This window comes from Ottowia sp., from assembly GCF_016703145.1.
Classification (GTDB): domain Bacteria; phylum Pseudomonadota; class Gammaproteobacteria; order Burkholderiales; family Burkholderiaceae_C; genus Ottowia.
This window is the reverse complement of sequence record NZ_JADJCO010000003.1, coordinates 747,220-761,790: the sequence shown is the minus strand read 5'-3', so window position 1 is coordinate 761,790 and position 14,571 is coordinate 747,220. Positions and strand designations below refer to the sequence as shown.

Genomic DNA, 14,571 nt, shown 5'->3' with positions numbered 1-14,571 from the left:
CGCCAAAAGCTCATTTTTTAATAGCTGTTGGCGTAATGTCCATGCGGGCTTGAGGCCGATTTGGCTTGAAATCCGATCCCTCGCCAGCCCCCTCGGCGGACGGCGGGGGCGGCCCCGGCGCCGAAGTCCCGGTTTTCGGATAATGGCCGGTTGCCCTGCGCCCAGGGCCGCCCGCCATGACCGACACCCTCTCCCTTGCTTCAGACGCCGACGACGGCCTGCCCCTGGCCGCCGCGCTGCGCGCGCAGCGCATCAGCATCCGCGGCGCGCGCACGCACAACCTCAAGAACATCGACCTCGACATCCCGCGCAACCAGCTGGTGGTGCTGACGGGGCTGTCGGGCTCGGGCAAGTCCTCGCTGGCCTTCGACACGCTGTACGCGGAGGGGCAGCGCCGCTACGTCGAGAGCCTGTCGGCCTACGCGCGCCAGTTCCTGCAGCTCATGGACAAGCCCGACGTGGACCTGATCGAGGGCCTGTCGCCCGCGATCGCCATCGAGCAGAAGGCCACCAGCCACAACCCGCGCTCCACCGTGGGCACGGTGACCGAGATCCACGACTACCTGCGCCTGCTGTTCGCCCGCGCCGGCACGCCCTACTGCCCCGACCACGACCTGCCGCTGACGGTGCAGACCGTCAGCCAGATGGTGGACGCCGCGCTGGCGCTGCCCGGGGACACCAAACTGATGATCCTGGCGCCCGTGGCGCGCGGCAAGAAGGGCGAGTTCGCCGAGCTGTTCGCGCAGATGCAGGCGCTGGGCTACGTGCGCTTTCGCGTCGATGGCGCCACCGTCGAGGCGGACAGCCTGCCGGCGCTGAAGAAGGCCGAGAAGCACGACATCGACGTGGTGGTCGACCGCCTGAAAGTACGCGCGGACATGGCCAGCCGCCTGGCGGAAAGCTTCGAGGCCGCGCTGGGCCTGGCCGAGGGCCGCGCCATCGCGCTGGAGATGGACGGCGGACGCGAGCATCTGTTCAACAGCAAGTTCGCCTGCCCCGTGTGCGGCTACTCCATCGCCGAGCTGGAGCCGCGCCTGTTCTCCTTCAACGCCCCGGCCGGCGCCTGCCCCGGCTGCGACGGGCTGGGCACGATGGAGTTCTTCGACGCCGAGCGCGTGGTGGCCTTCCCCTCGCTCAGCCTGGCCAGCGGCGCCATCAAGAGCTGGGACCGGCGCAACGGCTACTACTTCGCGCTGGTCGAGAGCCTGGCCAGGCACTACCGCTTCGACCCCGAGACGCCGTTCGAGGAGCTGCCCGAACGCGTGCGCCACGTGCTGCTGCACGGCTCGGGCGAGGAGGAGATCAAGTTCAGCTACACCTTCGAGAGCGGCCAGTCCGCCGGGCGCAAGGTCGGCAAGAAGCACCCGTTCGAGGGCATCCTGCCCAACATGGCGCGCCGCTACCGCGAGACCGACTCGCCCGTGGTGCGCGAGGAACTCGCGCGCTACCGCAGCCAGCAGCCCTGCACCGAATGCGGCGGCACGCGCCTGAAGCGCGAGGCGCGCCACGTGCGCATCGGCGAGGGCGGGCAGTCGCGCGCCATCTACCAGATCAGCCACGTCACGCTGGGCGAGGCGCTGGCGTACTTCGGCGCGCTGCGCCTGACGGGCGCCAAGGCCGAGATCGCCGACAAGGTGGTGCGCGAGATCGGCAACCGGCTGAAGTTCCTCAACGACGTGGGCCTGAACTACCTCAGCCTGGAGCGCAGCGCCGAATCGCTCTCCGGCGGCGAGGCGCAGCGCATCCGCCTGGCGTCGCAGATCGGCAGCGGCCTGACGGGCGTGATGTACGTGCTGGACGAGCCCAGCATCGGCCTGCACCAGCGCGACAACGACCGCCTCATCGCCACCCTGCAGCACCTGCGCGACCTGGGCAACAGCGTGCTGGTGGTCGAGCACGACGAGGACATGATGCGCGCCGCCGACCACGTCATCGACCTGGGCCCCGGCGCCGGCGTGCACGGCGGGCGCGTGATGGCGCAGGGCAGCTTCGCCCAGGTGGCGGCCGCGCCCGACTCGGTGACCGGCCAGTTCCTGCGCGGCGCGCGCCGCATCGCGCTGCCCCGGCAGCGCAAGCGCTTCATTAATAATAGCTACCCGCGCAATACCGGCGCTGGCCAGAGCCCGAAAACGCTTGAAAACCACGCACCCGACGGCGTGCTGCGCATCGCCGGCGCCCAGGGGCACAACCTGAAGCAGGTGACGGTGGACTTCCCCGTCGGCCTGTTCACCTGCGTCACCGGCGTGTCCGGCTCGGGCAAGAGCACCCTGGTCAACGACACGCTGTACGCCGCCGCCGCGCGCGAGATCCACCGCGCCCACGCCGAGCCGGCGCCGCACGCCGCCATCGAGGGGCTGGCGCAGTTCGACAAGGTGATCGCGGTCGACCAGTCGCCCATTGGCCGCACGCCGCGCAGCAACCCGGCCACCTACACGGGCCTGTTCACCCCCATCCGCGAGCTGATGGCCGAGACCGCCACGGCGCGCGAGCGCGGCTACGGCCCCGGGCGCTTCTCCTTCAACGTGGCCGGCGGGCGCTGCGAGGCCTGCCAGGGCGACGGCGTGGTGAAGGTGGAGATGCATTTCCTGCCCGACGTGTACGTGCCCTGCGACGTGTGCCACGGCCGCCGCTACAACCGCGAGACGCTGGAGGTGCAGTGGAAGGGCCGCGACATCGCCCAGATCCTGGCCATGACGGTGGAGGAGGCGCACGGCTTCTTCAAGGACCAGCCGGCCATCGCGCGCAAGCTGCAGACGCTGCTGGACGTGGGCCTGGGCTACATCACCCTGGGCCAGAGCGCCACCACGCTGTCCGGCGGCGAGGCGCAGCGCGTGAAGCTGGCGCAGGAGCTGTCGCGCCGCGACACCGGCCGCACGCTCTACGTGCTGGACGAGCCCACCACCGGCCTGCACTTCGCCGACATCGAGCTGCTGCTGAAGGTGCTGCACCAGCTGCGCGACGCGGGCAACACCATCGTCGTCATCGAGCACAACCTGGACGTCATCAAGACCGCCGACTGGCTGATCGACATGGGCCCCGAGGGCGGCGACGGCGGCGGCACGGTGGTGGCGCAAGGCACGCCCGAGGACGTGGCGGCCAACCCGGCCAGCCACACGGGGCGCTACCTGCGGCGCCTGCTGCCTGACGCCCCTTGACCGAGCGCAACCCGCCGCCCACACTCGCCCGATGTCCGAGCAGAAGATCGCGTTCTACACCGGCCCCGCCGGCGGCTGGGGCGCGCTGCGCGGCGTGGCGAACGCGCTGCTGAAGCAGGACGCGGCGGTCAAGGGCGCGAAGACGCTGCTGTCGGCCAACCAGCCGGACGGCTTCGACTGCCCCGGCTGCGCCTGGCCGGACCGCAACCACCATTCCACCTTCGAGTTCTGCGAGAACGGCGCCAAGGCGGTGGCGGCCGAGGCGACGGCGCGGCGCGCGGGGCCGGCGCTGTTCGCGCGGCACACGGTGCGCGAGCTGGCGCGGCAGAGCGACTTCTGGCTGGAAGACCAGGGCCGGCTCACGCACCCGATGGCCTACGACGCGGCCAGCGACCGCTACGCGCCCATCGCCTGGGACGCGGCCTTCGCGCTGATCGCGCGGCACCTGAACGCGCTGCCCGACCCCGACGAGGCCATCTTCTACACCTCGGGCCGGACCAGCAACGAGGCCGCGTTCCTCTACCAGCTGTTCGTGCGCGAGTACGGCACCAACAACTTTCCCGACTGCTCGAACATGTGCCACGAGCCCAGCGGCGCGGCGATGAAGCCGCAGATCGGCGTGGGCAAGGGCACGGTGACGCTCGACGACTTCACACGGGCCGACGCGATCTTCATCTTCGGCCAGAACCCGGGCACCAACCACCCGCGCATGCTGGGCGAGCTGCGCGCGGCGCACCAGCGCGGCGCGCGCATCGTCAGCTTCAACCCGCTGCGCGAACGCGGGCTGCAGCGCTTCCAGGACCCGCAGAGCAAGCTGGAGATGGCGACGCTGGGCGCCACGCCGATCAGCACGCACTACTTCCAGCTGCGCGTGGGCGGCGACCTGGCGGCGGTCAAGGGCATGATGAAGCATGTGCTGGAGCAGGAGGCGGCCCGCGGCGGCGTGCTGGACCGGGCCTTCATCGCCGAGCACACCACCGGCTTCGAGGCGCTGGCCGCCGACCTGCGCGCCGAACCGTGGGCCGTGCTGGAGGCCGAGTCGGGCCTGACCGAGCAGCAGATGCGCGGCGCGGGCGAGGTGTACATCGGCGCCGGCAGCGCCATCGTCTGCTGGGGCATGGGCATCACGCAGCACCCCCATTCGGTGGCCACCATCCAGATGCTGGTCAACCTGCTGCTGCTGCGCGGCAACCTGGGCCGGCCGGGCGCGGGCGCCTGCCCGGTGCGCGGCCACAGCAACGTGCAGGGCGACCGCACCATGGGCATCTGGGAGAAGCCGCCCGCCGCGCTGCTCGACCGCCTGCGGCAGGTGTTCGGGTTCGAGCCGCCGCGCGCGCCGGGCGTCGATACCGTGGAGGCGATCCGGCTGATGCTCGCCGGCCGGGGCCGCGTGTTCTTCGCGCTGGGCGGCAACTTCGCCGCCGCCACGCCGGACACGCACGAGACGTGGAAGGCGCTGCGCCAGTGCGACCTCACGGTGCACGTCGCCACCAAGCTCAACCGCAGCCACGTGGTGCATGGGCGCGCGGCGCTGATCCTGCCCTGCCTGGGCCGCACCGAGATCGACCTGCAGGCCGGCGGCGCGCAGGGCGTGACGGTGGAGGATTCGATGAGCATGGTGCACCTCTCCGCCGGCATCAACCCGCCGGCGTCCGGGCACCTGCTGAGCGAGCCGGCCATCGTGGCGCGCCTGGCGGCGGCCACGCTGGGCGGGCCGGGCGGCAGGGGCAGCAAAACGCCGTGGCCGTGGCTGGTGGAGGACTACGGCCGCATCCGCGACCTGATCGAGCGGGTGTTCGACGACTTCGAGGACTTCAACGCGCGCGTGGCGGTGCCGGGCGGCTTTCGCCTGCGCAACACCGCCAGCGAGCGGGTGTGGGCCACGGCGTCCGGCAAGGCCGGCTTCGTGCCGCACGCCGTGCCGCGCGACACGCCCTCCCACCGGGCGCGCCAGCGCGTGCGCGGCACGGTCGTGTTCACGCTGCTGACCACCCGCTCGCACGACCAGTACAACACCACCATCTACGGCATGGACGACCGCTACCGCGGCGTGTTCGGCCAGCGGCGCGTGGTGTTCATCCACCCCGGGGACATCCGGGCGCTGGGCCTGCGGGACGGCGCCTGGGTGGACCTGGTGACGGTGTGGGACGACGGGCAGGAGCGCCGGGCCGACCGCTTCAGGCTGGTGGCCTACGACATCCCGCGCGGCAACCTCGCCGCCTACTACCCGGAGACGAACCCGCTGGTGCCCCTGTCCGCCACCGCCCTCGGGGCGGGCACGCCGACCTCCAAGTCGATCCCGGTGGTGGTGCTGCCGCACCAGGGGGCCGCGGCGGACGGCGCCTGACGCGGCCCGATGGCCACCCCCATGGCACCCATGGCGCCGCTGGCGGCGGCCCTGCTGCGCGCGCTGGCGCAGGAGCCGCCGGACCGGGACGTGTCCCTGCCGCGCCTGGGCAAGCGGCTGGGCCAGGGGGCCAGCGTGCTGCTGCGGCAGCTCTCGCTGATGGGCGACGCGGCCCTGGGCGGCGTGCCCGGCCCCGGCTGGGTCCGGGTCTGGCAGCACGAGGGCGGCTGGCGTGCGCGGCTGACGGAACGGGGCCGCGCGCAGGCGCTTTTGCTCCCAGAAGAATAGCTGCCGGCGCCCACCACGCACGGGGTTGAGGCCGAATGGACCTTGAACCTAGAAACGGCAGTTGAACGCGCCCGCCAGTGCCGTGATTGGCGTGGCAGGCAAGGGTGAACGCCGCGGCTCCAAAGGCGCCTGCGCGCCTGTGGACGGCGCGAACAGGCCCAGCCTCTGGCTGGGCCGCGCCCTGCAAGGGAGACGACGCGGCGCAGTGTTGTGCGCAAGGAGGAGCAACGCCGCATGGCGCGGCGAGCGCGGTGCTGGCGGGTGCGTAGCGCTCTCACCCGAAAGGTGAAGGTCATCGAAGCCGTCGAGGTCAATGCTCACGCGGCTTTCCCGAGGGTGGCAAGCGGTCAACTGCCGTTTCTAGGTTGAATCGCCTCGCGTCCTTCACCCTGGCCCGCGCCGCCCCAAAGTCAGCCGACGCGGGCACTCTCGCGCGCCGCCACGCGGTCGCGCCAGGCCCGCAGCGCGGCGAAGCCCTCGGCGCCGGCGTCGAACTTGAGCAGCCCGCGCGCGAACTCGTGGGCGCAGAAGGCGGTGATGTCGGCGATGGTGAAGCGTTCGCCGGCGATCCAGGGCTGGCGCGCCAGGGCCTCGTCCAGCCAGCGCGCCGACTCGCGCACCTTCTCGCCCTGCGAGCGGCCGAAGTCGGCGAACTGCGGCTGCTCCAGCGGCGCCAGGCCGGGGTGCGTGTGGCGGATGGCGTTGGCGATCGGCAGCAGCCAGTACCACTCGGCCTGCCGGTCGTGCATCTCGATGAAGGCGCGCTCGTCGAAGTCCACGCCCATCAGGTTGGGCTCGGGGTGCAGCCCTTCCAGCCAGGTGCAGATGGCGCGCGTCTCGCTCAGCACGCGGCCATCCTGAAGTTCGAGCGCGGGCACGCGGCCGGCCGGGTTCTTGGCGCGGTAGGCGGCGCCGCGGTGCTCGCCGGCGTTGATGTCCACCGGCACCAGCTCGATGCCGGTGATGCCTTTCTCATGCATGAACATCTGCACGCGGCGGGGACTGGGGGCGCGGGGGGCGATGTAGAGCTTCATGGGAGTCAACCTAGATTCGGTAGTTGAACGCACCCGCCAGTGCCGCGATCGGCGTGGCAGGCAAGGGTGAACGCCGCGGCTCCACAGGCGCCTGCGCGCCTGTGGACGGCGTGAACGGGGCCGGCCTCTGGACGGCCCGCGCCCTGCAGGGGAGACGACGCGGCCTTGCAGAGAAAACATGGTGGTCAACCGCCGAATCTAGGTTATTGGTTGAGGGTAGGCACGCGAGCAGGCAGCGCGGCAGCCACTTCCCGGAATGCGGCCAGCGCTGCCTCCAGGTGCTCGATGATTTCCTGCGCCAGCACATCCGGCGCGGGCAAGTTGTCCAGATCATCCAGGCTGTCGTCCTTCAGCCAGAAGATGTCCAGGCTGGCCTTGTCGCGGGCGGTCAGCGTCGCGTAGTCAAAGTACCTGAACCGCTCCGACGCCGTTCGCTGGTGGCGTTGGCCCGGCTGGTACGCCGCGATGAAGTCCTGCAAATCCTCGAAACGCAGTGGCCGCGTCTTCAGCGTGAAATGCTTGTTGGTGCGCAGGTCGTAGATCCACACGCCCTGGGTCTGCGCCTTGCCGTCCTTGGGCTTGGCGTCAAAAAACAGCACGTTCGCCTTCACGCCCTGCGCGTAGAAGATGCCCGTGGGCAGGCGCAGCAAGGTGTGCACGTCGCAGGTTTCCAGCAGCTTGCGGCGAATCCGCTCGCCCGCGCCGCCCTCGAACAGCACGTTGTCCGGCAGCACCACCGCCGCCTGCCCGGTGGTCTTGAGCATCGAGACGATGTGCTGCAGGAAGTTGAGCTGCTTGTTGGATGTGGTCTGCCAAAAGTCCTGGCGCTCGTAGGTCAGCGCGTCGCGGTCCTCCTCGCCGTCGGCGTTGGTGATGGTCATGCTGCTCTTCTTGCCGAAGGGCGGATTGGCCAGCACGTAGTCGAACTTGCGCCGTGATTCGGCGATCAACGCATCGGCCCGCTCCACCGTCGGTTCGCCGTCCAGGTCGCCGATGTTGTGCAGGAACAGGTTCATCAGGCACAAGCGGCGCGTGGCGGCGACGATCTCGTTGCCAAAGAAGGTCTCGCGGTGCAGAAAGGCTTTCTGCTTCTTGTCGAGCGTGGCGCCTTCGCGCGTCAGCCACGCATACGCGCCCAGGAAGAAGCCGCCCGTGCCGCAGGCCGGATCGGCGATGGTCTTGCCAGGCCGCGGCCGCACGCATTCCACCATCGCCCGGATCAGCGGGCGCGGCGTGAAGTACTGGCCCGCGCCGCTCTTGGTGTCTTCGGCGTTCTTCTGCAGCAGCCCTTCGTACAGGTCGCCCTTGGTGTCCACGTCCAGGCTGATCCAGTCCTCGGCATCGATCATCTGCACCAGCCGCGCCAGCTTGGCCGGGTCCTGGATCTTGTTCTGCGCCTTGAAGAAGATCGCCCCCAGCATGCCGGGCTCCTCGCCCAGCCGGTGCAGCACGTGCAGGTAATGCGCCTCCAGCGGCTCGCCCGTCCTGCCGCGCAGGCTGGGCCAGTCGCAGCTTCTCGGGATGTGGGTGTCGCGGTGGTACGGCGGCTGCGAATACTCGTGCGCCAGCTTCAGGAACAGCAGCGTCGTCAGCTGCTCCAGGTAGTCGCCATAGCCCACCCCATCGTCGCGCAGGGTGTGGCAGAAGTTCCAGATTTTCTGGACGAGGGTGGAGGCGTTCATGGCTGCTCAGTCAAATACCCGTCAAGTAAAGGCCCAAGAAATATTCTCATAACCCATTGATTTGTATAAAATTTCATTCATTAATGCATAAAAACACAGGCATTGATCAAGGCACCGATCAAGCAAACGCCGTCAAGCCCACCAGGGCACGTAGCGGCGCAACTTGGGCGCGGCAACGGGGTCGAAGGTACGGATCACGCCAGCCGCCTCCGCCTCTTTAAGCAAACGACTCGCCATGGCGCTGTTCGTGTCCGCGATGGCGAAGCGCTTGCGCACGGTGGTGTTGTTGGTGTGCTGTCCATTCACATGGCGCAGGCAGGCATGCCAATACACGGCACGAATCCGCTCCCTGGGCTCCATGCGGGTCAGCGGTCGCATGGCAAACAGAATCGAGCGCGTGAAGCCGTCCGTGGCTTCGAATTGCGGGGCCGGCAACTGGTACAGCTCGCAACTGCCCACGACCTTGTCCACCCCCGTGCCTCGCTCCTCGCACACATTCATGCGCCGCATCATCGACGCCATGGCTTCGTTGCGCGAGCGTGGAGGCGTGTCCAGCAAACGCTCGGTGTCCACCAGCGGCGCCCCTGGGTTGGAAATCTCCAGACGGTCGTCGAACAACTCGATCAGCGGGCTGGTGCCCGTGACCGAGAGGTCTTGATGGATCAACGCATTGGCAACCAATTCGCGGATGGCGACGTCCGGGTACATCCGGACATCCTTGCGCACGGCCCTGCCGATCGCCTCATTGCCCGGCAACCATCCATGCAGGGTCTGGATGACCTGCTCATACGCGCTGGCATAGCCTTGCGGAAATGGCGGTTCGGGATGTGCATTCAGCCTGTCGTTGCCGTGGTAGCGCACCAGCCGGATGGCCTTTCGGCCCAGCGAGCCGAAATCCGCCAGGCGCCGCGCGAACAGCAGCGCGCCCAGATTGAAGATGCGCCAATGCCCGCTGTCCATGCGCTCCACCAGCCGGTCGGCGGCCAACGCCGCCAGCAGCGCCTGATGCCCATCGGGCAGCGGGACATTCATGCGGGCGAAATAGGCGGGGTAGTCCAACAACGCCAATACATCCTGCCCGGCCAGCTTTTCCGCCGCGATCAGCCACTCGAACGGTGTCCGGTCCAGCGTGCGCCACAACTCGCGCTCCATTTCGGGAAACTCGCGCAGCCGCTTCTTGTACGAACCCACCCGCACCCATTCCGCCCCCTGGAACTGCACCGGATGCCGAAACGCCGCATCCATCTCCAGCACGACCACGGGCTGCCCGGTGTGCGTGACCGAGTGAAATGCGAAATTGAGCTTCGGGCCAAGCTGCTGCAACAGCCAGCTCTCCAGTTCCTGATTTCCTACCTTGGCCGCCCCAGGGTCGAACCCCGTACCCACCACAGCATGCGTGCCGTCCTCGACGCCCCACACCACATAGGCCTTGGCCTTGCCCTTCAGGGCCGCCGTGTTGGACAGGGCCGAGATGTACTCGCCGATCTCCTGCGGGTCGGCTTTGTTGTGCTTGAACTCGACCCAGCCCGTTTCCCGAGGCAGGTTGACCAATTCGGTCACCAGGCTGTGCCTGTAATCATCCGCCTGCGTCATCGCGCCCATCCCCCGTTTGCACAACGCCAGTCAAGTACCCGTCAAGCAAGAAAATTGACGTAAGCCATTGATTTATATGAACACCTGACGACGCCCAAGCCGCTCCAATCAAGTACCCGTCAAACAAATCAGCAGACGCGCCAAGCGCTGGAGCGGGCCTATGGCGCCCATCGACGCCTGTCATGCGGCCTCCCTCGCTTGGCGCCCGCGCGGCTTCTTGTGCACCGCACCTTGCGCCGCTCGCTCGGCCCGGATGCGCGCCAACAGCGCGCTGGCCGGCTCATCACGTGGGTCCTGCGCCACGAGCTGGCCAGCGAAGGCGGCTTTGAGAATGTTGCGGCGCTGGGCGGCGGCTTGTGCCAAGCCTTTTTCGATGGCGGCTTCTTGCTCCTTGACGGCGGCGAGAGCGGCGGTGAGTTGCTCGACGATTTCGGTTTGTTCTTCCAAAGGTGGAAATGGGATTGAGGTAGCGCGAACATCTTGTTGATTGATGCTCGCTTGGTTGACGGCCCATTTCGCATCCGCCGTCAGGCGTGCACGCCCAATATCCGAGCCGAGGTATAGGACGACGAACGCCACGCGCACATGCTCGAACAACCGGAATCGCATCATGTTCGACTCGAACAATGCGTCTTCGAGTTCTTTTCCTATGAGGAGAGACTTTCCAAGATGCGTCATGCTGTTGACGCGATTGATGACGACGTCATCGACGTGCAACGAATAAGTCATGCACTCATCTGCGCTGGCGCTGGCGCGATTCAGTTCGCTTCGTGCGCGGTGCCAGCCGATTTGATAGTCGTCGATTCGCAGCATCGGCGTCCCGCTGCCGTATCGCTCACGAGGCAGGTACAGACCATTTTGCGGGCCTTCGTCGATAAGCGCGTCCAAGTTCGCCCACACCCACCCTTGTGGCAGCGCCGGCAAATCACTGAGATCCGACGCAGCAGGCTCCGGATACTTGGCTTGCCAGCCCCTGGGCGGTGTCTTGCCGGCTTGCGCGAACTTGGCGAGTTGCCTCGCTTCCCAGTGGGCGCGGCGTTCAGCGAGGATGCGTTGCAGGAGTTGCGCGCCACTTTCCGTCGGCGCATGGGCCGCGCGCCATGGCGCCGTGAGCGCGCCTTCCACCGCCGCCTTCAGCAGCGATTGGCGCAGCGAGGCCAGCTTGCGCTGCGCGGCCTTCAACTCGGCCACGGCGGCGTCCAGGCCGCCCAGCAGTTCTTCGAGTTTTTCGACGATGCGGGTTTGCTCGGCGCGGGGCGGCAGCCGAAATCGAAACTTCGCAATGTCCGCGGGGCGTACCGCCGGATACAGCGCGCCCTGTACCACTCCGCTCATGGCGTCGATGAATTCCGCACTTTGCACCAGATAGCGAAGAAAGCCAGGCTCCATCCATTGCGTGCGCAAGACTTGGAAGCCTGTGGAGCCGATAGCACCGTCCAACGATGCTGGAACCTGCGCAACTGCATTGAGGTTGGGCCGCGTCATCGAAACCAGCACATCGCCCGCATGCAGCACCTGCCGCGCGCGGCTCGGCGCGTCGGAGTGTGCAAGTTGCTTCGCGTCGCTGATGACTTTGTTTTCCCGATCCACGCTACCGATGTCAACGTAGCTGAAATCGCTGCCTTCAGTCGGACCGGCCTGGGAAACAGGCTCATAAGCGACTTCACCAAGGGTGGCAAAAACCTCAATCTCCCTCACGCCACCAACTCCTCATTCATCCCCGCCATCAACCCATCCAGTTCCCCGCCAAACACATGCCACGCCTTCTGCAGGCCGCCGCGCGCGGCCAGTTGGGCGTAGTCGAAGTCGTCGCGCTCGATGCAGCAGCTGGCGGCGATGTGGTCCTTCATCAGGCGCAGCCAGTCCATTTGCTCGGGCGTGAAGGCGGTGGCGCGCTGGGCGTTGTGGCGGAACACCCAGTCGGCGAACTTCCGGTCCACGCTGTCGGCGAAGGGGCGCAGTTCCTCGTCCAGGCCCAGCGCGAAGCGCACCAGCGTCACCAGGTCGGTCAACTGGCGGCGCGTGTCCGTGCCACGCACCTGGCCTTCCCGCACGCGGGCGTAGGCGCTCCAGAGTTTTTCGGTGGTGAGCAACAGCGGCGGGCGGCTCAGGCGCTCGTGCAGGTCTTCGATCATGTCGAGCGTGAGGGCGCGGCGCTGGTAGGGCTGCGCATGGAAGAAGCTGAGGGCGGCCAGCTCGTCGCGGTGGGTTTGCAGAAAGTCGCTGAACTGCTGGATGACGGCCTGGGCATTGGCTTGCGCCTGGGCGGCGAATTCGCTGCGCGTCACGCTGTCGGGGTTGAGGGTGTCGATGAGCTGCTCACGGTCGCGCCGGGCGGATTCGATGGCGTCGCGCAGTGGCGGCACGTCGAAGGGCGCGCAGGCGGCGGCAAGGCGTTGTTGCCTGGCGGCTTGCAGTTCGGCGTCGGTCAAGGTGGCTTCGTTGCGGGTGATGCCCGCCGCCTGGGCTGCGGCCAGCGCATCGGCGGTGATGCGGTCGGCGTCCAGCGCCTGCACCAGGCCGCGCGCCAGATCATGCAGGCCGATGCCGCCGCTGGCTTGCGCGATGCGCCGCAGTGCCTTGTCGTCCAGCTGCCGGGCCAGCCGCACCAGGCGGTTGCCCAGGCTGAGCACGGTGTCCGCGTCGGGCTCGCCAAAGGCCACGCCCTTGAGCAGCGCGTCCAGGCTGACGCCGGGCTTGCGCTCCAGCGGGCGGCTGTCGGTCTTGAGCGATTGCTCGACGCCCACGGCGTCGATGAGCACGAAGCGGTCTTTGGCGCCGCTGGCGGAGTTGCTGACTTTCTTCAGCGATTCGGCGTCCAGGCTGCGCACGCCGCGGCCCTTCATCTGTTCGTAGTAGCCACGGCTGCGCACGTCGCGCATGAACAGCAGCACCTCCAGCGGCTTGACGTCGGTGCCGGTGGCGATCATGTCCACGGTGACGGCGATGCGCGGGTGGAATTCGTTGCGGAAGTTGGCCAGCACGGCGTCGGCGTCTTTCTCGCTGTAGGTGACCTTGCGGCAGAAGTCGTTGCCCCGGCCGTACACCTCGCGCACGGTGCGGATGATGTCGTCGGCGTGGCTGTCGGTCTTGGCGAAGATCAGGGTCTTGGGGGTTTCGGCGCGGCTGGGAAAGATGCGCGTTTCGACCGCCGTTTTCATGGCCTGGATGACGGCGCGGATCTGATCCGGGTTGACCACGGATTTGTCGAGCTGGGTTTTGCCGTAGTCGGTGTCTTCCTCGGTCTGTGCCCAGCGTTTGGCGCGGGTCAGGCGGTCGCGGTGGTCCACCCATTCGCGCGCCTCGATCTTGCCGCCCCTGGCGGTGACTTCGGTCTCGATCTCGTACACGTCATAGCCGACGTTGACGCCGTCGAGCACCGACTGCTCGTAGTGGTATTCGGCCACCACGTTGCTGTTGAAGAAGCCGAAGGTGCGCTTGTCGGGCGTGGCGGTGAGGCCGATGAGGCAGGCGTCGAAATAGTCCAGCACCTGCTTCCACAGGTTGTAGATGCTGCGGTGGCATTCGTCGATGACGATGAAGTCGAAGCTTTCCACCGGCACGGCGGGGTTGTAGCGCACCAGCCGCTCGCCCTTGAGCGCGGGCGCGGCGTCAAAGGGCGAAATGTCTTCGCTGTCCTCGGACAACTCGGTGCCCGAGAGAATGGAATACATGCGCTGGATGGTGCTGATGCAGACCTGCGCGTGTGGGTCGATGCGGCTGGAGGCCAGGCGCTGCACGTTGTACAGCTCGGTGAAGGTGCGGGCGTCGTCGGGCGGCGTGTAGGCCATGAATTCCTGGTGCGCCTGCTTGCCCAGGTTGCGCGTATCGACCAGAAACAGCACGCGCCGGGCGCCCGCGAACTTCAGCAGGCGGTACACGGCGGTGATGGCGGTGAAGGTCTTGCCGGCGCCGGTGGCCATGTGGATCAGGGCGCGCGGTTTGTTCCGGGCCAGGGAGTGCTCCAGCCCGGTGACGGCGCTGATCTGGCAGTCACGCAGCTTGCGTTCGGGCAGCGGCGGCATGTGGCGCAAGCGGCCGCGCAAGGTGTCCGGTTGCGCGGCCCATTCGGCCAGGGTTTCAGGGCGCAAAAAGTGGAACAGCTCGCGGGCGCGCGGCACCGGGTCGGCGCCATCGGTGAACCAGAGGATTTGACCCGTGGCCTCGTACAGGAAGCGCAGCGGCGCCTGGTTCTTGCGCCACTTCAGCGCGGCGTTGGCGTAACCGGCGGTCTGTGATTCGTGCACGCTGAGCCGATGGCCTTCCTCGTCGCGCTTGGCCTCGATCATGCCGACGGGCTGGCGGTCGACGAACAGCAGGTAGTCGGCGGGGCCGGTGTCGGTGGGGTATTCGCGCGCGGCGATGCCCCGGCCCGCACCCAGGCTCAGGTCTTTCACGTCCTGCACCCGCCAGCCCGCGGCTTCAAGCTTCTGGTCGATCAGCAGGCGGGCCTTTTGTTCTGGCGTCATGCA

General features: G+C 67.8%; 8 protein-coding genes. 3 read left to right on the top strand and 5 right to left on the bottom strand.

Annotated elements, in window-relative coordinates:
- Window positions 1-176 precede the first annotated feature (176 nt).
- The 3 genes from uvrA to IPG65_RS07200 are packed head-to-tail and all read left to right on the top strand — an operon-like array spanning window position 177 to window position 5,790.
- Window positions 177-3,155 (top strand): excinuclease ABC subunit UvrA, encoded by a 2,979-nt coding sequence (gene uvrA, locus IPG65_RS07210; protein WP_293188557.1) that lies wholly within the window; start codon window positions 177-179, stop codon window positions 3,153-3,155.
- 31 nt (window positions 3,156-3,186) lie between these two features.
- The gene (locus IPG65_RS07205) at window positions 3,187-5,502 is read left to right on the top strand and encodes an FdhF/YdeP family oxidoreductase (protein WP_293188556.1); all 2,316 of its coding nucleotides are present in this window, start codon (window positions 3,187-3,189) and stop codon (window positions 5,500-5,502) included.
- 30 nt (window positions 5,503-5,532) lie between these two features.
- The gene (locus tag IPG65_RS07200) at window positions 5,533-5,790 is read left to right on the top strand and encodes a hypothetical protein (RefSeq protein WP_293189989.1); all 258 of its coding nucleotides are present in this window, start codon (window positions 5,533-5,535) and stop codon (window positions 5,788-5,790) included.
- A 410-nt stretch (window positions 5,791-6,200) separates the two neighbouring features.
- Here IPG65_RS07200 and IPG65_RS07195 read toward each other — a convergent pair whose 3' ends face one another.
- From IPG65_RS07195 to IPG65_RS07175, 5 genes are all read right to left on the bottom strand, one after another.
- The gene (locus IPG65_RS07195) at window positions 6,201-6,824 is read right to left on the bottom strand and encodes a glutathione S-transferase family protein (protein WP_293188555.1); all 624 of its coding nucleotides are present in this window, start codon (window positions 6,822-6,824) and stop codon (window positions 6,201-6,203) included.
- A 203-nt stretch (window positions 6,825-7,027) separates the two neighbouring features.
- The gene (locus IPG65_RS07190) at window positions 7,028-8,506 is read right to left on the bottom strand and encodes a class I SAM-dependent DNA methyltransferase (protein ID WP_293188554.1); all 1,479 of its coding nucleotides are present in this window, start codon (window positions 8,504-8,506) and stop codon (window positions 7,028-7,030) included.
- Window positions 8,507-8,638: 132 nt separating this feature from the next.
- The gene (locus IPG65_RS07185; RefSeq protein ID WP_293188553.1) at window positions 8,639-10,108 is read right to left on the bottom strand and encodes an ATP-binding protein; all 1,470 of its coding nucleotides are present in this window, start codon (window positions 10,106-10,108) and stop codon (window positions 8,639-8,641) included.
- A 171-nt stretch (window positions 10,109-10,279) separates the two neighbouring features.
- Complete coding sequence (locus IPG65_RS07180; protein ID WP_293188552.1) at window positions 10,280-11,797, bottom strand: restriction endonuclease subunit S; 1,518 nt, start codon at window positions 11,795-11,797, stop codon at window positions 10,280-10,282.
- The gene (locus IPG65_RS07175) at window positions 11,794-14,568 is read right to left on the bottom strand and encodes a DEAD/DEAH box helicase family protein (RefSeq protein WP_293188551.1); all 2,775 of its coding nucleotides are present in this window, start codon (window positions 14,566-14,568) and stop codon (window positions 11,794-11,796) included. Before IPG65_RS07175 ends, IPG65_RS07180 begins: the two co-directional genes overlap by 4 nt.
- Window positions 14,569-14,571: the final 3 nt, after the last annotated feature.

Coding starts and splice junctions, on each gene's coding strand:
- IPG65_RS07175 (WP_293188551.1), bottom strand. CDS start 14,568: ATGACGCCAGAACAAAAGGCCCGCCTGCTGATCGACCAGAAGCTTGAA.
- IPG65_RS07185 (WP_293188553.1), bottom strand. CDS start 10,108: ATGGGCGCGATGACGCAGGCGGATGATTACAGGCACAGCCTGGTGACC.
- IPG65_RS07190 (WP_293188554.1), bottom strand. CDS start 8,506: ATGAACGCCTCCACCCTCGTCCAGAAAATCTGGAACTTCTGCCACACC.
- uvrA (WP_293188557.1), top strand. CDS start 177: ATGACCGACACCCTCTCCCTTGCTTCAGACGCCGACGACGGCCTGCCC.
- IPG65_RS07200 (WP_293189989.1), top strand. CDS start 5,533: ATGGCGCCGCTGGCGGCGGCCCTGCTGCGCGCGCTGGCGCAGGAGCCG.
- IPG65_RS07195 (WP_293188555.1), bottom strand. CDS start 6,824: ATGAAGCTCTACATCGCCCCCCGCGCCCCCAGTCCCCGCCGCGTGCAG.
- IPG65_RS07205 (WP_293188556.1), top strand. CDS start 3,187: ATGTCCGAGCAGAAGATCGCGTTCTACACCGGCCCCGCCGGCGGCTGG.